Below are 18,721 nucleotides of genomic sequence, written 5' to 3' on the forward strand. Positions count from 1 at the left end.
AAATTGTTGACGCTTTTTCGCTAAGCTCATACCTTGAATTTATGTCAAGAATTCGAGGTTTTCATGCAGCTATCGGTGAGAAGGTTTCAGGCAGAGTCAGGTGAGAGGTTTTCGATCCTCGTTGATGACACTGGCATGCCTCTTTACTACCCAACGCTCTACGTTACTGCTGAGTTGCGCGGAGGCGGCCTGGCGGTGAACACAATCAATCAGGCTCTATCTGCCATCAAAGTGCTTTGTGCATGGGCGGACTACTACAGCATTGATTTTGAATCGCGCTTTAAGCGAAGCGAGCTGCTTTTTTCTCAAAATATCCACTCTCTTCGTGATTTCGCTCAGAAACGGCTGGCAGATACGAAGCCAAATTTAGGCAAGGTCGCGTCTATCAAGCGTCGCCAATATCCAGTATCCAAGGAAAACCAGTTTAATCGGATGTCTGTGATTGCCGAGTACCTGGGGTTCGTAGCTGGGCGACTTCATCCCATGACAGCGACTAGCGCCAAAGACATCGAGGCTATGGTGGAGATGATCAAAGCCAACCGACCTCGGATAAGTAGCAGCACCGAGAAAGATAGGTCGGAAGTCCACTTGGACGACGCTCTCTTAGATGCTCTTGAAGAAGTCATCAAGCCAGGCAGCGAAGCCAACCCAGTGACTGATTTCGGCATCCAGTTTCGGAATGCACTGATGTTCACCATTCTTCGCCTGACGGGTTTGCGCCGAGGAGAATTGCTCAATCTCAAGATTGATGATTTTGATTTCGCTAAGGGCATCTTATGCGTGGTTCGTCGACCAGACTCAGCTGGAGATCCCAGAACCTATCAGCCATTGGCGAAGACGAGGGAACGTAGCTTCCCGTTGTCGCCGGAGTTGATGAATCGAATACACGATTACATCTCCAAGTACCGGGGCAAAATTCCAGGTGCTAGAAAACATGGTTTTCTCTTCATTACCCACCGTCCTGGGCCGAGTCAGGGCTGGCCAATTTCTAATTCTGGTTTTGGAAAGTTTATTTTTGGTCTCAAGAAAATAGCCGCTGAATTTGAGGGCTTTCATACTCATGCGCTTCGTCATCACTGGAACTACATTTTTTCACAGCAGTCTAGCGAGCGAGGTTTAAAGCCTGAACGGGAAGAAAAACTTCGATCTTATTTGATGGGTTGGAGTGAGACTTCTGGAACGGCGGCGACTTATAACAAGCGTCACATCAGGGAAGAGGCCGGAAAGGCCGTGATTCAATTGCAAAACAAACGCTTGGGAAGGTCGTCTGATGAAAGCTGCTAATACACCTGATAATGATTTTTCTGCTTCTGTCCCGTACAAGCGCGAAGAGTTCTTTTCCAAAGATGGTTATGAGATCTCCATTGCATCGGAAATCTGGAGGCTGAACAAAGACGTCTCATTTGACCTTGATTGGCTTTCTGAGTGGTTAAGGAGTGATCTAATAGAGTCTTTTAAACAAGTTTTGGCTGTTTACGCACAAACCTGTTCTGCAAAGCATACCGAAAATGTGCATCAACGGTTTAAGAGATATTTTAAATCTACAGCGGGGTTAGAGGTTTTTAGCCCGGAATCGATGATCTCTTTTCGTTCACAGCTGATTGGTGATGAGTGGCAACTTAGCCCAGTGCGCGCCTTCATTCGTACATGGATATCTATTGGTTACGAAGGTATCCCATCAGAAACCTTGTCCATGATGGAAAAATGGAGAATCAAAGGAAACGAAAAAGGTTTTGCTGTTCAATCTATGTGCCCAGAAAGTGGGCCTCTGACTGACATCGAAATGGAGGGCATAGTTTCTGGTGTGCTTGAGTGTTATACGGATGGCCGCCTCGACCTACGCAGTACTTGCTATGCAATGATTCTCGCAATGACCGGCAGAAGGCCTATCCAGATTTCGGCCCTAAAGATTAAAGACCTTGTAGCTTTTGAAGGTAAGCATTTCATTAATTTTCCGCGTGGAAAGCAAAGGTATGCGGGCTGGCGAAGTTCATTCAAGAAATTTCCTATAGTGGAAGATTTGTGGCTTTTACTCCAGTCGCAAGCTGAGCGGGTTATGGCTTCTTTTAAAGCCAGCGCTGTTGGAGGGATACCAGTTAATCTACTTGTTGAGTTGCCACTTTTTCCAGATATGAACAAGTACGACGCCTCGGAAAATCTCAAGGATCAATTGTCTGGCGATTTTTTGCATGCTCGTTCGGCAGAGGTTGGTGAAGCAATGGTAGTTGTGAAGGCCGAGATAGCTGTCATTAGCGAGCGGACTGGTTCAATCACTCATATGAATCCCAATCGCTTTCGCTACACCTTGGGAACCAACCTCGCAAGGGAAGGCAGGGGCGAATACGTCATCGCCGAGGCTCTCGACCACTCAGATATCCAAAACGCTGGTGTGTACGTGAGGAACATTCCGGAGATTGTCGAGCGTATCGACAAGGCTGTAGCTCTGCAGCTCGCTCCTCTCGCGCAAGCTTTTCAGGGCGTTCTAGTTCTGAACGAAACCAAGGCGCGTCGTGGCAATGATCGTTCCAGCAGGATCTGTAGTGCCGGTGGCAACGTGGGTAGCTGCGGTAGTTTTGGATTCTGTGGCGCGCTTGCCCCTGTCGCTTGTTATACCTGCTCTCACTTTCAGCCATGGTTGGATGGGCCACATGAGCTTGTACTTGATGGACTCATTAGTGAGCGCGACAGCGTTTATGAAGGCACGGGCGACCTGAAGATCGCATCCGTCAACGACAGACTCATTCTTGCAGTCAGTGATGTAGTAACCCGTTGCAACGCAATGAAGAGCGATCTCGCCAATGTCTAATGTTTTCCTGTTTGTCCCCAAAGCCCAGCTCTCCAGTCGGCAGCACCTAGACGAGTTCATCCTCATGTGCCGGGACAGGCTGACAGTTTTTGGCGCCGATCTCGACTGGTTCAGTAATGCGTGGCCAGGTGTGGGTAACTTCACAAAGAAGGGGGCACCATCCCGAGGGTATACCGAGGAGCAGCTCCTCAACGCTGACATCATTCCTTTCGCCAAAGCCTACGTTCGTTACCAGCAGGGGCATAACCCGAACAAGCTCAAAAACGAGTTCAAGGCGATCCGTTGCATTGAAGCTGCTTTGCTTGAAATCAAAGGCTCCGCTGACATAACGCTAACCGACATTAGTGTCTTGGATGAGGCCGCGAAAGTAGCGCGCACTTATGATGCCTCGTCGTATCAGGCTGGTATCAGCCTAGTGAAGCTAGTCGAATTTTTGAATGAAAGCCGAATCATTCCAACGCCAATCGCTTGGAAAAATCCCATCAAGAAGCCAAAAGAGATTCATCGTACGGATGATGTTACCAAGCTACGGCGCGAGGAAAAAATGCCTCACGACTACATGCTTGAAGCCATGGCTGAAATGTTCAACAACGACCTGCTAGGCGCACGTGATCGCTTCACTACGTCGATCTTTGCGCTGTGCATGTGCGCACCGTCCAGGATCACAGAAGTTCAGGATCTTCCAGTGAACTGCTTGTATCGGGAGACCGACGCAAAGGGCATCGAGCGCACGGGGCTGAGGTTCTACGCCGGCAAGGGATATGAATCCGACATCAAGTGGATACCCACCCCGATGGTACAAATCGCCGAGGAAGCAGTTCGTCGTCTCACTGAAATGTCTGAGCCAGGCCGCAAGCTAGCGAAGTGGCTTGAAAGTCATCCAGAGAAGTTTTACCGCCATGAAGATTGCCCGAACGTAGGGGAGAATCAGCAGTTAACGAATGAGCAAGCCTGCCAAGCTTTAGGTGTCTCGGCGAGTGGAAATGCTAGAGCCGCCCTCAACTCCGCGTTGCGGGGGTACGAGCCATACGGCGAAATCTATGCCCGTAAAGGGTTTGTGACGCTGTCATTTCTCAATGACTTCATGCACAGCAAGCTGCCAAAGGGTTGGCCATGGCTTAATAAAGAACGGCACATCAAATATTCCGAAGCCCTTTGCTGTTTTCGTCAGAATGAACTGCGTTTGGATATGCCGCCTCGACCTATTATTGTCTGGGCTCCAGGGAAGAGTACGTTCACCACTGACATCAATTACATCGATGGCCAAGAGCGCAGCATTTGGGAGCGGAATGGCTACAAGAATCCTGACGGTACTCCCATCTCCATGACATCTCACCAAGTTCGCCACTACCTGAATACGCTGGCTCAACGCGGCAGCCTGGGCCAGTTGGACATCGCCAAATGGTCAGGGCGAGCCAACATCCACCAGAACGCTACCTATAACCACATGACAACTGATGAGCATGTCGAGATGGCCAGGGAGGCGGGAGTTGGCGTCGCTCTGACGAAGATCAGAGAGAACACACCAGTAACATTGGCTGACCTAGATGCCTTGGGTGAGGGGATTGCTCACATCACAATCTTCGGCTTCTGCGTGCATGACTATTCGATGCTGCCGTGCCAGAAGCACCGTGACTGTCTGAATTGCACTGAGCAGGTCTGCGTGAAAGGGGATGACGGCAAACTTGAACGACTCAAGAGCCACCGTGACGGAATTCGTGTTCAGCTTGCAAAGGCGCAGGCTGCCAACGAGGACGGTATCTACGGTGCAGATCGCTGGAGTCGGCATCAGATCAAAACCCTCGAACGAGCTGATCAACTGATCGAAATTCTGGAGTCGAAGGATACTCCCGACGGCACGATCATTCGTTTGATCAATGACCAGGAGTTCAGTCCGCTGAAGCGTGCTATTGCTGCCCGATCAACTGCCCCGAGCCTGCCTGCACCCGAAAACGACGAGCCGGACATGGACGAGCTCCGTGCACTGATGGGGATGTAAGGCATGGCAAAGCACTTGAGTCCAAAAGACCTGGACATGATTGTCGGCTTGATTGACGGTTGGGAAGGAAAGCTCGCCTGGGAGGCGCTTTGCGATGCCATTGAGCCGTTGATAGGATCACGGCCTACTCGGCAAACTCTGAATTCACACGAGAAGATTAAGAGCGCGTTCACCCACCAAAAAGCCAGGCTGAAGTCCGGTTTTGTTTCAACCAAGCGACCTGCAAGCCTCAGCATCGCTGAGCAGAGAATTCGTCGGCTGGAGGCTGAAAATCACCGACTAGAGCGTGAGAACGAACGGTTGTTGGAGCGGTTCATGCGTTGGCAGTACAACGCCCATAAATTCAACGTGTCGGCAGACAAGCTTGATGCTCCGCTGCCGTTTGTTGACCGTGACTCCTCAGAGGCGAAATCCTGATGGCTAACGGGCAGCAGATTGCTGAACAAAACCACGCTGCATTTCTTGCCTGGGCAACCTCGAAGTCTGAAGGTGACTTCAGAGAGTACGTTCACCGGGGCAAGCTGAAGCGTTCCGAAATCGCAACTGAGTGCGGGTTCGGGAAGAGTGCTCTCGTGCAGAATCCGGCCATCCGTTCGGCGCTGGAGAGCCTTGAGGCTGAACTCAGGGTGGCAGGGGTATTGCCTCCCTTGGTGGCTTCTCTGCCATCGGGACAGAAAGTGGAGCCTGCGCTGAGAGACACTGATGCGAAACAGCGGCGGCAGGACGGTCAGCGTCTGAATTCGCTGGAGCAAGAGAACGCCGCGTTGCGCGCTGAGCTCCAAGCCGCCAAGCAAATGCTAGATCGCCACACGCTCATGAGCGAGTTTCTCGAAGAAACCGGAAGGATGCCCAGATGAATGCCATTGCCCCTATGCTGATCAACATCAGTGTAACTACCTTGAGCGGCATCTTGCGGAGTACGCTGAGCTGGGAAACAACGCGCTATCACCTGACCAGTTGACACCAGCCCCATTTTTTAGCGTACCGTAATGGCCATCCACTACTACTCGGTATCTCGGCGCTAGGGTGACTATGGGGCCGGCTCCCGGGCTTTCTTTTAGGATGACCATCACTCATGGATGATCTCGGTTTCGACTTCGGTAATGCTGTTCAGTGGTTCCCGCAGGAGCAGGAGCAACCGTACGTGCTGGTCAGGATGACACCCCAGCAGGTGGCCCTTTTAGAGGCCGCGATGGCCGAGCCATTGCGTCGTTGCTACATCACCGATGAGGTGCTTCACGCTGCGGCGGATCGCCATGGACTTACGCTTTCAGACGTGCTGGCGAGCAAGCTTCCGGATGCCGGTGCGACCATGGCGGGAGACTTCGGCGAGGTGCTCGGTTACTTCTATCAGTCCGCCATGGAGTATCCGGGTACCGCCATTGGCCCCAAGAAATGGCGGCTCAAGCAGGACAGAACCAAACCAGCGCCCAAGTCGGATGTCATTCACTTCATCATGCCCCAACGTCCAGCCGCCAGTGCTGAAGATCAGGTGCTCTGCGCTGAGGTGAAGGTCAAATCTACTGCCGCCTCATCAGACCCAATCGGCTCAGCTATCACAGACTGCGCAAAGGATCGTACCAGCCGGCTCGCGAGTACGCTGGTTTGGTTGCGTGAGCGCGCGATGACTGAGGATCTCGGTGACGTCGACATTCCGCTTCTCACCCGGTTTATCAACGCGGTTGATCATCCGCCCGTTGCCCTACGGTACAGGGCCGTCGCCGTCATCTGTGAGAATTTTGTGACTGCTGAACTCAGCAATGCACCCGCCACGGCCAGCGACGAGTACACGCTCGTGGTAATCTCAGTACCGAATCTGCACACCACCTACAACGCAGCTTTTGAAGCTGCCAGGGCGTCGGTGCTTTGACATGAGGGCCTCTCTCCAGACTTGGATCAATGACGCAGACATGGCCCGGCATCTGGGTCAGTTTTCCGTAGCCGCATTACCCATTGAACTTGCTCGGATCGGGAGTCGTCTTGCCGACTACTACATCTCGCTCGTAGGGGAGCTGTTCGACAGGGTCAACTCCGCGAACACCCCCAGTGAAGACTGGGCACAGCTGGGTAACGCCTTCCTTCAGTTTTCGAAAGAGATCCCTGCTGAGCAGGTAGAAGCGCTTGGTATCTCGAAAGACGAAGCAGCGCTGTTCGCCGCTGCATCGTTTTACTTTGGCGATTTTCCAGCGTCGGCCTGCCTCGCCATGCGGCAGTCGGCTCGGCCCGCTGATCCTGAAAGCCCATGGGCGGCGTGCTACGACTTTCTGGCCCGCCCGAGCAACCTGGGATCTCAGACTGCCATCGAGGTGCGGGAGCAACTGCGCAGCGGCGACCTGCTCGGGCTTGGCCGCAACGTTGAGGCGAGTGCCACCGAGGCACAAAGCGCGTTGGCGGATGGGCCGGACACGTGGGTGGCGGCGGCCTTGCTTAGTCGGCTGTTGGCTCGTTTCGAAGCATCGAACATCCGGGCTGTCCTGCCAGAGGGCGGTAATGCGTTCTGGACGCCTCTAATCAATTCCTTCATTGATCGCAAACCATCGACCTGGGAATTTTTCCCCTCCCAGATACAGGCTATCGGTAGGGGACTGCTCGGCAACGCCGAGAGCTATTCCTTGCAGATGCCAACGGGAGCTGGCAAAACCACGCTCTGCGAAACGTTGCTGTACTGGCACCTGAAGCGCAATCCCACTCAGGTCGCGATCATGATCGTGCCTTACCGGTCGCTGGCCTCGGAGCTCCGCCACTCTCTGGTGCGTCAGCTCAACGGCTTGGGTATCGCGGCACGCTGCGCATATGGCGGGACAATTCCGTCGGGAGACGAGGTACATGGTCTTGATCACATCAACGCGCTTATCGCGACCCCTGAGTCGCTGTCCGGAATCCTCAGTGCTGACCCAGCGTTCGCCCAACGGATATCACTGGTCATTTGCGATGAAGGGCATTTGCTCGACAGCTCCGGCAGGGGTATTGGTCTGGAGCTGTTACTCGCGCGGATGAAGGCCCGCCAGGTCAATCCGATCCGCTTCGTGTTCATGTCTGCCATCATCCCGAACATTGAGGAAGTCAATGCGTGGCTTGGCGGCAGCGAGGACACCGTCATCCGTAGCAGTTACCGACCGGCGATCGCCGAATTTTCCGTCCTTCGATCCGCTGGTAGCGGAGTGGGTAGGTCTGTTCGCCTGGACATGCATCCCCATGCTCAGCAACGGCAATACTCGATCCATGGCTTCCTGGATCGAAACACTTTCCAGTACGTGAACCCCGGTACAGGGCGCACGAAGACTTATGGCTTTTCGTCAACCAAGACCCTGGCAGTTGCTGCTGCCCGGAAGGTTTTGCCGATGGGAACCACGGCGATATTCGCCGCAAACAAGCGTGGCGATCAGGGTGCGATCGGTTTGGCGGAAGAGCTCATCAAGCAGTTGGAGTGCCCATTACCGTTACCCAAGCCCATTGATCATGCGGATCTTGAAGCGCTGCGTACGCGCGTCGACTACCTCGAAGCTGAATTTGGTGCCGGTTGGATAGGAGCGAGGTCGCTGAGCAATGGGGCTGTGCTGCACCACGGTGACATCCCCCAGGAGACACGAGAGGTTTTGGAGGGGCTCCTGCGCGATCGGCGAGTCCAGCTGGTCATCTGTACCAGCACGCTCGCAGAAGGAGTGAACCTGCCGATCCGCTCGCTTGTGCTGTATTCGGTGCAGCGCCGTGTTGGTAGCGGGCGACCTGAGAACATGCTCGCCCGCGACATCAAGAACCTCGTCGGTCGAGCCGGTCGTGCCGGCGCCAATACCAAGGGGCTGGTGATCTGTGCGAATCCCGATCAGTGGTGGTTGGTGCTTCCCGTCGCTACTGCCGGGGCTGGGGAGCCTGTCAGGGGCTCGCTGCGTACCCTGATTGGAGAGCTTGAGGTGTTCCTGAGCACCCACCGTATCGCGCTCGACAATCAGTTCCTGGAGAGCCAGCCTTACAGCCATCCGCTTATTGATGGAGTGGATGCAACGCTCATTGAGCTGATCGCGGAAGAGATCGGGGACGCTGAGTTTCTAAGGGTGGCTATCGACCTGTCCGACCATACGTTTGCTGCCCACCAGCTGCCTGCCGGCTCTGCCGTTACGCTGCGGAGGGTCTTTGAGTTGCGCGCTCAGCGTCTGATTTCGCTCAGGGCCCAAGGCAAGATCGCTTGGCTTCAGGATACTGGAGCCAAGGTGCGTCTTCTGGAGTTCGTTGAACAGGTTCTATTGGCGAGCAGGGCGGACTGGGCGAGCCCTGTCGATCCTGCATCGGACGACCTTCTTTCAGCGATTCTGGGCTGGGCCTGGCAGGATACAGAGCTCCAATCAGACGTGCGCGTGGCATTCAGGCTGGACAATGGTCAGGATCTTGAAACCGTCAGACCCACGTTCTTCGGGATTATCCGGCAGTGGATACGTGGTGCGACGTTCGCCGAGATCGCCCAATCCGCGCGGATGGAAGTCGACGAGATCCTGGGTATTCACGCGCGTGCCGTCACGTATTCATTGCAAACACTGGCCGAGCAGGGTGTCTCCCTTCTTGCTCGACTTTTGCTCGAACGTGGCATTGCGGTGAACGAGGGTGTGCTGGCATTCGTCGAGCATCTCAAGTTTGGTGCGCCCTCGCGTTTCGGGGTTCTGTTGGCTAATGGTGGGGTACGGCATCGGAAAGCGTATGTCGCGCTGGGTAATGCGATACAAGCCCTACCCCCTCTTGGCCAACCTGTGAATGCCAAGGCAGTGGCGCTGCGGACACTCGAAAATTATCCAGATGTTTGGCGTGACGCGCTGGGCGAGTTCGTCTACTCCAACACCCTGAAGGATGTCGGTAGTGTGGGGTAACGTTGATTGTTGCTATCGCTCATTCGGGCCCGCAAGGCCCGGCTCGACGACATCCATTCTGGAGTTGGAAGATCCATGTTGAGGCGCTAGGTACAGCTCTCTTACAAAACCTTCCTCAGCTGGAGAGGAAGGCCTTTTGTCAAAGCATTTGCATTCTCGCCCACAACGTTGGCAAGGCGGGCGAGTGTTAGGCCCTTCAGCTAGTCATTCGTCGCCATATTAAGTAGATCAAAAACAACTTTCGCAAATTTACTGGCTTTAGCTGGGTCGGATAACAATTGCATCATCTGATTTTGGTGAGCATCTCCACTTTCCATAATTGCGTCATCTACTGCGCTGGCAAAATTGCCTAGCAGTGCTTGCTCTGGGGTATTGTTGATCAGCTGTTGCATGACCAATTTGTTTTCACTGATTTTGTCGCGGATCGTATAGGCGTAATTAACCATGTCTTTGTCGGTAAGTTGATCTGCTGCAAATATTTCGTTGAGCCGCTCCAAGATCTGTGAAAGCAGTTCTTCCTTTTTGTCCTTAGCTTTTGCTGAGCCAAGCCCCTCACCAGGCACTAGCTTATGATCAGGTGAGTCTTCTATTAGCTTCAGATCCTGCTGGCGTATTTTTGAAACCCGGTAATGGCTGAGCACGATACCTTCCAGATCAATATCGTCCTCATTTACAGCGGTTTCACGCAGCATTGGGCTTAAGTTGCGTGCGTACAGGCTAAGCTTTTCGAGCTGTTTGTCATCATAGTCGACGATCTGCGACATGAATTCATAGAAGCGTACATAGGTGCCCAGATCCTTTTTGAAGATATCCAAGGCGTCCTTGGCTTGCTTGCATTCCTTCAGGTCGTTTTCAGCGTTGGCGATCAGTACTGCATCTTTAGTTTTTTTGATCCGCTCAAATATTTCTTTCGAGTGAGTATAAGCGTCAACCGCCAATTTGTAGCGCTTCGTCCAGCGTTCGACTGCCGGTTTGCAAATGTTCGCAATCGCCGCGTTGCTTTTATTTTTTACGAAAAAGGCCACGCAGAACTGCTCAACCTCACTTGATTTGTAAATACCCGCAGCGTTGAGTTTCTCAAACAGATCGAAGATTAAATCTGGGTTGGAAACGTCTGCCAGCTCTGCCGTCTGAAAGTACGGTTGGAATGAATCGAGGATATCCTGTGGCTCGTTGAAGAAGTCCAAGATGAAGGTGCCGACGTCAGCCTTGCCAGCATAAGTACGATTCAAACGCGACAGGGTCTGTACGCACTCGACGCCGCCGAGCTTTTTGTCCACGTACATGGCGCAGAGCTTGGGCTGGTCGAAACCGGTCTGAAACTTGTTGGCAACGATCATTACCTGGTAGTCATCGCTATCAAAGGCTTTGCGCATGTCGCGGCCTTTGAGATTGGGGTTCATGTTGCCCTCGGTATACTTGGTACCGAGTAGCGCGACGGCGTTCGGGTCTTTCTCGGTAAATTCCACCTCACCCGAGAATGCCACCATGGCATGGATTTTTTGATAACCCTTCTCGACTATGTATTTGTCAAAGCACAGCTTGTAGCGCACAGCTTCTTTGCGCGAGCTGGTGACTACCATGGCTTTGGCTTGCCCTCCCAGCAGTCCCATGACGTTGCTGCGAAAGTGCTCAACGATCACCTGCACCTTTTGCGCGATATTGTACTCGTGCAGGCGCACCCACTGGTTGAGCTTGACCTTGGCTTTTTTGCTCTCAACTTCTTGATCGGCCTTATCGATTTTTTGCGCCAGGTTATAGGCCACTTTGTAGTTGGTGTAGTTCTTCAGCACATCGAGAATAAAGCCCTCTTCAATGGCCTGACGCATGCTGTACACATGGTAGGCCTCGGGCTTATTGGTTTTTGAGGGTTGCTCAGCGGGCTTGGGCAAACGGCCAAACAGCTCCAGCGTCTTGGTTTTTGGCGTCGCGGTGAAGGCAAAGTAACTCAGGTTTTTTGACGCCCGGCGTGACGCCACGGCGGCATCGAGGATGTCCTCAGAGTTAAGTTCGTCCTCACCATCAGACTTGGCCTCAATCATCAGCACTTCTTTCAGCTGCCGCGCTGTAGAGCCGGTTTGTGAGGAGTGGGCTTCGTCGGCAATGATCGCGTAGCTGCGTTCTTTCAGGCTGACGCTATTCTCGATGGCGCGCAGCACGTAGGGGAAAGTCTGGATTGTGACGATAATAATCGGCTGCGAGTTTTCCAGCGCGGCTGCCAGTTTTTCTGATTTCGAGCCGTCGCCTTCTTGATTATTGATGCGTCCAACCGCGCCATCGACGTGCTCAAATTGATTGATGGTGTCTTGTAGCTGATCGTCCAGCACGGTGCGATCCGTCACCACAATCACTGAGTTGAACTGTTTGCAGCCTTCCGCGTCGTAGAGCGCCGATAGCTGATGCGCGATCCAGGCAATCGAGTTGGACTTGCCGGAGCCGGCGCTGTGCTGGATCAGGTACTTATGGCCGGGGCCCTCGGTGCGGGCCGCCTTAACCAGCTTATTCACCACATCCCACTGGTGGTAACGTGGGAAAATTAGACTCTCTTTTTTGTATTTACGGCCTTCCCAGTCTTCTTTCTCTTCAATTTGCAGATGCACAAAGCGCCCGAGAATCGCCAGCACGTTCTTGGGTAATAAGACTTCATTCCACAGATAATCCGTGGCGTACTGGTTAATGTCTTCTGGCACTTCATTACCGGCGCCGCCCGCCTTAGTACCCTTGTTGAATGGCAAGAAAAAGGTATTCGCGCCTTCCAGTCGTGTGGTCATATAGACCTCGTACTGGCTCACGGCAAAATGCACCAGCGCGCCACGCTTGAAGGTCAACAGCGGTTCGGGCTTTTTTGTGACAGGGTCGATGGCAAAGCGAGTGGACTTATATTGCTTAATGGCCTGTTGTACAGCCTGCTTGAATTCTGATTTCAGCTCCAGCGTGACGACTGGTAAACCATTCACAAACAGCACCAAATCAATTCGCCAGGCTTTAGCCTTGCTGCCGGACTGTTCGAGATGTTCTTTGCTTGCCCAAGGAGAGTAAACCACCTCTGGTACGACACGGCAGCGGTTCTTGGCATAGCGAGCTAGGGTGTCCGGGTTTAGCTCGTGTTCAGGCTTGAACTGGCACAAGCTGAAGCGCGTGCCACGATGGCGCAGTTCATGGCGCAACACACCCAGCGTGCCGAAGGTACGCATTTCTTTGGTGGCGGCATTGGGATCAGTTTTATTCAGTTGGGTGGCGACACGTTCAAGAAAGTGGTGCTCTGGGGTGCTTGGGTAGAGCGCACAGAATTTTTGCCACTGTTCATCTTGGGTTTCTTTGATAAAACCCAGCAGATCTTCGGGGTACAAGGCCAATTCACGGTTGTAGTTTTCCGTTTTGCCTAGCAGCCAGCCCTTGGCAACGAGATGCTTGAGCATATCGTTCTGAAAGGTTAGTTCGTTGGCCTTACTACCACCCAATGCACTCATACGGCTACTTCCTTGTTGGTTTGACTGACTTTGGGCGCGACCCAGTCTCTTACGTCGATTTTTCCGGTTACGGCAGCGGAGATTAGGGCGGTGCGGCGTTCTTGCATTAGCTGAATAGCACCAGCAGCTTTCCGCTCAATTTCAGTGTATCTATCAAGGAGACTGTCCAAGAACGCAACAATTTCAAGTTGTTCGTCTAACGGAGGGAATGCTGCCTTTATGGTTCCAACTCGATCAATATTTAAGTTTGCTTGTGTGCTTTGTGTTGAAGTTTGCTCTAAGGCAGGCAAGGCCGCCAGAAAGCTATATCGTAAAAATTCTAAGTTTATATCAGGGTTTGGTCTAAACCCAACCACGCTATCTGGAGCGTAGGCCTCAAAGTCTAGAATTGCGGTGTCGCCGATATTTGCAGCTATGGCCATTACCAGTGTGCCGGACGGGAATCTCTGACTGACACTAATACCTTTTTCGTTTAAGGTCTGATTATATGTTGTTATTTTTTTTCCGGCTCTGGCTATATCTCCGGTCTGAATAAATGGATAATCGCCATCGTAATATGCAGGGTCATTTCGGGGGCGATGCCCAAATTTCCCACGATATATTTTAGTGGCGTATCGGTAGTTTTTTATAATCCAGTGCGTCGGTACGTTACCCAACCATTCAATACCCGACTCGAGCATTCTGGCATTAGGGTTAAACCCTTTGGTAACAGCATGGCTAATCGCTGCTTGACGTTTTTCTTTTAGCAGATGAATAAGGTTTTTTTGCTTTTCGATCATGCTGTCAATTTTTGCGGTTTCGTGATCGAGAAAATTGGCGATGAATCTCTGCTCTCGTTCGGCAGGAATTAATATGTCAAATTTCCGCAGATCTGCTTGAAACAAATGTGGAACACCCATGCCGCCGCGCATTCTGCTAATTAGGTTTTGTGTGTGTTCAGACACGAAAAAATAGTACAAGTATTCACTTAATACGTTTCCTTTGCTGCGCAAAACTGCAATTGAGCTGTTAACAGTTGCCGGTTCTGGAAGCGCTCTTATGATATTTGTTGTTCCAGTCGTAGAGCCATCTTTGGTGACAAGTACATCACCTTTTTCTAACATTATCTCTGGAGATTCAAAGTAGCGCTCTCTAGTAATTCTGTTAACATTGCTAAAATCAATTTCATTATCTTTAATATTTGGAGTTGCTAAAAAAACAACCCCGTCATCGACATACTCTTCAGCCTTAAGACCTTTCCAGCCCAGTCTTGCCTTGACTGAGCACTCAAAGCCCAAGTAACTAGCTTTCCAATGCTCTGGCACGCGGCCTATCCACTCGATATTTGAGCTTTTATAAGTTGCATACGGTTTATATCGCCCCACCATCAGGAATGCACCTCTTGCAGTAGCTGCATAATCTCGGCTGACACAGCATCCAAATCCGCATCAATATCTACTAAGTCTCGTGGCGGTTGATACTGGTAAAAGTGTCGGTTAAACGGAATTTCATACCCGACAATACCCACTTGCTGATCCTTGGCGTCTTTTTTGCTAGCATCAATCCAGGCATCGGGCACGTGCGGCTGCACTTCTTTAAGAAAGTAAGCTTCGTTAATGGCGTTAACGCTTTGGCTTGGATCCAGCGCTACGTTTTCGTTGTCACGCAGGTCGCTATCGGTTTGATATTCCAGCACCTCACCGTTGACGGCAAACAATCCGTACAGGGGATTTTCTTTGGTCTTGTGTGCCTTTTTGATGACCTTTGCCGCTTCTGGGTTTTTCCAGCTCACGGCATCGATGATTTGTTTTTTGTCTTTGGCGTCTAGGACAATGCCCTGTTGCTTGCAGACCGCTTTAACGGCCTCGTCAAAGGTGTTGAAGTCGTCATGCTGGGCGGTGCCAATGCTGGCCTGAAGACTTTGTGCCTTGAGTAACAGCCGCTTCTGATCCATCCAGGTTGTTCTGTTGAGCAGATCCTTGATGTGCTTCTCTTTTAGTTCGGCGAAGTGCAGCTTGCAGTAACGTCGAATAACGTCTTCATGGGTGCTTAGGTCACCGTAACGCTTGCAATTGTCGCCGTCGCTCCAGCTTTCGCCCTCCACTGCGCTGAACTCTTGGTAGACCCAACGCATGGCGCTGTTGAGGGCGCCGGGGGCGAAGCGACAGGTTGCCACTCGCTCATCACTGAACTGGTAAGACAGACGCAACGGGCGCTCAATGCTGATACGGCGATAGCCGAACTCATAGCTGTTGAAGATCTTGCTGGCGAAGGTCTTGGCAGACTCGGCTTTCGGGTTGGCAGCCTGGCGGCCACGATTGCTTTTTTGTGCGGCTTGTTTGTCCAGCTCGTAGGCATCGACGGCGGCAAAGCTGCCGAAGGCGCGGATCACTGTGGCAATATCGATTTCGTCCATTTCATTGCGCTTGGAGCCGAGAGATTTGCGCATTTTGCCGCAAAGGTTCACGCCATTAATTAGCTGCACCTTGCTCTTGCGCTCAGGGGCTTTTTTGTTCGACAGCACCCAGACGTAAGTGGAAATACCGGTGTTGTAGAACATGTCGGTGGGCAGCGCGACGATAGCTTCGAGCAAATCGGCTTCGAGAATGTAGCGGCGGATTTCCGATTCGCCAGAGCCGGCGCCACCGGTAAACAACGGCGACCCATTGAGGATGATGCCAATCCGCCCGCCGCCTTGAGAACCGTCGCGTAGCTTGCTAAGCAGGTGCATTAGGAACAACAAGGAGCCATCGCTGACCCTTGGCAAACCTGCGCCAAAACGGCCACTGAAACCTTTTTGCGTATGCTCTTCACTGATTTCTTGCTCGATCTTTTTCCAGTCCACGCCAAAGGGCGGGTTGGAAAGCATGTAGTCAAATTCAGTGGCATACAGCTGGTCGTTCGACAACGTGTTGCCGAGCTTGATGTTGCTTACGTCCTGCCCTTTGATCAGCATGTCAGCTTTGCAGATGGCGTAACTCTCAGGGTTTAGCTCCTGACCATAAGCTCGCATCACCGCCTGCGGGTTCAGCTCATGCACATATTCCATGCCGGAGGAGAGAAAGCCGCCTGTACCTGCCGTAGGGTCGTAGATGGTGCGGATGATGCCGGGCTTGGTCAGCGCATCATCGTCTTCCATAAACACTAGGGAGGTGGTGAGCCGCACGATGTCGCGCGGGGTAAAGTGCTCCCCAGCGGTGTCATTCGAGCTTTCCGCAAATCGGCGAATCAACTCCTCAAACACCAGGCCCATGTCGTGGTTGGAAACAGCAGCAGGGCTTAAGTCAGTGTTCCGTACCTTTAGCACAACCTTATACAGCAGATTGGCATCGTTCAATTGCCCGAGAAACTCGGTGAATTTGAAGTGTTCGAAAATCTCCCGTGCATCTTTGGAAAAGCCTTGTAGGTAGGACTCCAGGTTGGCTTTGATGCCGGACTCACCGAGCTTGGACAGATCCATTTTCGAGGTATTGAAAAACGACAGTCCACCGCTGGCACGCAGGAGCAGTTTTTCTTGGGCTTCTTCGGAGATATTGAGTTGCTGGACGCGTGCATGCTCCGCCAGCACCGCCGCCTTGCTTGCCTCCAACACGCACTCGAGGCGACGCAACAAGGTGAATGGCAGAATGATGCGACCATATTGGCTTTGTCTAAAATCACCACGTAGTAAATCTGCTAAAGACCAGATGAAGGCGGCTAGGTTGTTGGAGGTTTGCGACATTATTTGAATATTCCCTGCAGTGCTTTGCGGTTGCTGAAGCGGGTGCGAAGCACGATTATGAAAAAACTGGGCGGCATTATGCTGCAACGTAAGCAGGTGGCCATGCCTGAAATTGGGTATTTCTATTGGATGGGTTTGGGCTGAAGGACAATTGCCAGATACGGAGCGGTACTGCGATCATGGATTTTGCTGCCGTGTCACCGAATTCATCAACGCGCAGTTGTTCCAGCGAAGCGCCGCCTGACGTTTGCTCGAAAAGCGCGACTAGCAGTTCGGTGCGACCTCGGCCAGCTTTTTACAGGCCGAGTTGAGCAGGTTTAGGGGGTATCGCGATGCCCCGGTTGTATACCTCCATCTAGAGATAAGAGCGGCAGGCCAAATTCAGTGCGACTGCGTCTTTGAGGTCAGCCGCAGGGTTGACTAATCCTATCCACCGTCTGGCAGTCTCTGATGGAGGTCGCTATGCCTCTTACAGCCAAGCACAAACCTAAACCCCGACGAGGCCGGCCCCGGCTCGAAACGCAACGGGCCCTTTATCAAATTAAGCTGTCCGGGTGGGAATTTACATGGTCGCTAAGCCTAGCCTTGCCCAATAACTCGAGGGCTAATGAGGGTCATTATAATGAACACATGATCCTCACGCTGAAGGGCGAAATACTCTATCCAGAGAAATTCAAATACCCAGATGTCGAGTGCCAGCTCTACGCAGATCCGCGACTGACGCAAGACACTGATCCTCCCAAAGGAATAGGATCAATGACAGCAAGCGGGACACGACTGATTGCGTACATAGCTGTCCCCCGCGAGCGGATGGATGCCTTAGCTGGCGTGGCCGACCGACTTCTGTCCTTAGAGTTGAATACCACCCCGTTGCATTACCGGCGTGCGCTGATCATGTCGATTCATTTGGGTTCAGAGCCAGAGCCAGATTGGTAATGCTATTGCGGCTTACCTGGATGCGCTTCAAAAGCTGAAGCCCCGGTTTCGGGACTTCGGATGAATCGATCGCGGATAGAAGGCATTGCAAGTCCCCTTTCGTAGCCTCAGCGGTTACGTGGCAAGGCCCTAGTCGCCTCATTCCGCATCCTCTGGCTTCGTTTCGTACACACTGTTATGGCTAAATGCTATTGTCTGGCACGGCGCCAAGCGCCTAATGGATCAAGAAGTCGCGATGTAACCGGCGGCCCTAGCCGAGAACTGGCAAAAATAGGGGGGGAATGGTAAGGGGCAGTAAGCATGAGCATCCCTCCTTACACCCTACATCCCCTCGAGCACAGCAAATGGAGAGCACTTATGAAGGATCATTGGCTGATAAAGGTCATGCTTTACGTCCTTTCACTATGGTTGCTGTTCGTTTCGCTGTTGATCATGTCCTTCGACCAAGCACTGCTGTCCAATTTTTGGGCCGCCTTAACCGAGCATGACGTTGCGAAGCTGACTTCGGAGTTGAAAGTCAGAAACTTGGTTTTTATTGTGAGCATATTCTTCATAATTTTGGGCATGCTCATACTTTGGCTTCTTGCGAACAGCTATCGAGGTGGCTGGTCAATCAACTGCAAAATATCAGACGTTACCGATGAAAATCATGAGCACTTGGAATTTCTCGCGACCTATGTAATGCCGCTTGTCTTTACCGATGTAAATAGCAAGAGAACTGTGCTGAACTTGGTGTTGATGATTATTGCTATTGGAGCGATTTACGTAAAAACTAATAAGTTTTACTCAAATCCATCATTGGCCATTCTGGGGTTTAAAATTTACAAGGCAAAAATACACGACAGAGGCGAAAAGCAGTTTGTAGTCATTTGTCGAGGGCAGCTCACAGAGCAGAGCGTAATCCGCTATATCCGGATTGATAACAATACCTGTTTGGCTAAATTGGATAAGTAA

11 protein-coding genes are annotated in these 18,721 nt (G+C 52.1%); 8 read left to right on the forward strand and 3 right to left on the reverse strand.

Going from position 1 to position 18,721, the window contains the following annotated elements:
• Nucleotides 1–63 precede the first annotated feature (63 nt).
• The 7 genes from J5M57_RS09140 to J5M57_RS09170 all read left to right on the forward strand — a co-directional run bounded on the left by J5M57_RS09140 (nt 64) and on the right by J5M57_RS09170 (nt 9,661).
• Nucleotides 64–1,284, forward strand: a complete 1,221-nt coding sequence (locus tag J5M57_RS09140) for a site-specific integrase (protein ID WP_207848954.1) — start codon at nt 64–66, stop codon at nt 1,282–1,284.
• Complete coding sequence (locus tag J5M57_RS09145) at nt 1,271–2,806, forward strand: site-specific integrase (RefSeq protein WP_207848955.1); 1,536 nt, start codon at nt 1,271–1,273, stop codon at nt 2,804–2,806. The genes J5M57_RS09140 and J5M57_RS09145 overlap by 14 nt, the downstream gene beginning before the upstream one ends.
• On the forward strand, nt 2,799–4,805 hold the full coding sequence (locus J5M57_RS09150; protein ID WP_207848956.1) for an integrase: 2,007 nt from the start codon (nt 2,799–2,801) through the stop codon (nt 4,803–4,805). The genes J5M57_RS09145 and J5M57_RS09150 overlap by 8 nt, the downstream gene beginning before the upstream one ends.
• Nucleotides 4,806–4,808: 3 nt before the next feature.
• A complete protein-coding gene (locus J5M57_RS09155) occupies nt 4,809–5,222 on the forward strand; it encodes a hypothetical protein (protein WP_059763682.1) in 414 nt (137 codons plus the stop codon).
• Entirely contained in the window at nt 5,222–5,662 is a 441-nt protein-coding gene (locus tag J5M57_RS09160) for a VPA1267 family protein (RefSeq protein ID WP_207848957.1), read from the forward strand. The genes J5M57_RS09155 and J5M57_RS09160 overlap by 1 nt, the downstream gene beginning before the upstream one ends.
• Before the next feature lie 218 nt (nt 5,663–5,880).
• Entirely contained in the window at nt 5,881–6,675 is a 795-nt protein-coding gene (locus J5M57_RS09165) for a Hachiman antiphage defense system protein HamA (protein ID WP_207848959.1), read from the forward strand.
• 40 nt (nt 6,676–6,715) lie between these two features.
• The gene (locus tag J5M57_RS09170) at nt 6,716–9,661 is read left to right on the forward strand and encodes a DEAD/DEAH box helicase (protein WP_243435208.1); all 2,946 of its coding nucleotides are present in this window, start codon (nt 6,716–6,718) and stop codon (nt 9,659–9,661) included.
• A 200-nt stretch (nt 9,662–9,861) separates the two neighbouring features.
• Here the strand turns inward: J5M57_RS09170 and J5M57_RS09175 are convergent, their stop codons facing one another.
• Genes J5M57_RS09175 through J5M57_RS09185 form a run of 3 tightly spaced genes read right to left on the reverse strand, consistent with a single transcriptional unit; the run spans nt 9,862 to nt 16,831 of the window.
• Complete coding sequence (locus J5M57_RS09175) at nt 9,862–13,131, reverse strand: DEAD/DEAH box helicase family protein (RefSeq protein WP_207848962.1); 3,270 nt, start codon at nt 13,129–13,131, stop codon at nt 9,862–9,864.
• Nucleotides 13,128–14,498 (reverse strand): restriction endonuclease subunit S, encoded by a 1,371-nt coding sequence (locus tag J5M57_RS09180; protein WP_207848963.1) that lies wholly within the window; start codon nt 14,496–14,498, stop codon nt 13,128–13,130. The genes J5M57_RS09175 and J5M57_RS09180 overlap by 4 nt, the downstream gene beginning before the upstream one ends.
• A complete protein-coding gene (locus J5M57_RS09185; RefSeq protein WP_207848965.1) occupies nt 14,498–16,831 on the reverse strand; it encodes a class I SAM-dependent DNA methyltransferase in 2,334 nt (777 codons plus the stop codon). Before J5M57_RS09185 ends, J5M57_RS09180 begins: the two co-directional genes overlap by 1 nt.
• A gap of 1,293 nt (nt 16,832–18,124) precedes the next feature.
• Between J5M57_RS09185 and kwaA the strand changes: the two genes are divergently transcribed.
• Nucleotides 18,125–18,721: an anti-phage protein KwaA gene (gene kwaA / locus J5M57_RS09190; RefSeq protein ID WP_243435209.1), complete on the forward strand. Its 597-nt coding sequence runs from the start codon at nt 18,125–18,127 to the stop codon at nt 18,719–18,721.

It is taken from the genome of Pseudomonas sp. 86_A (assembly GCF_017491705.1).
In the GTDB taxonomy this organism is placed as follows: Bacteria; Pseudomonadota; Gammaproteobacteria; order Pseudomonadales; family Pseudomonadaceae; genus Aquipseudomonas; species Aquipseudomonas koreensis.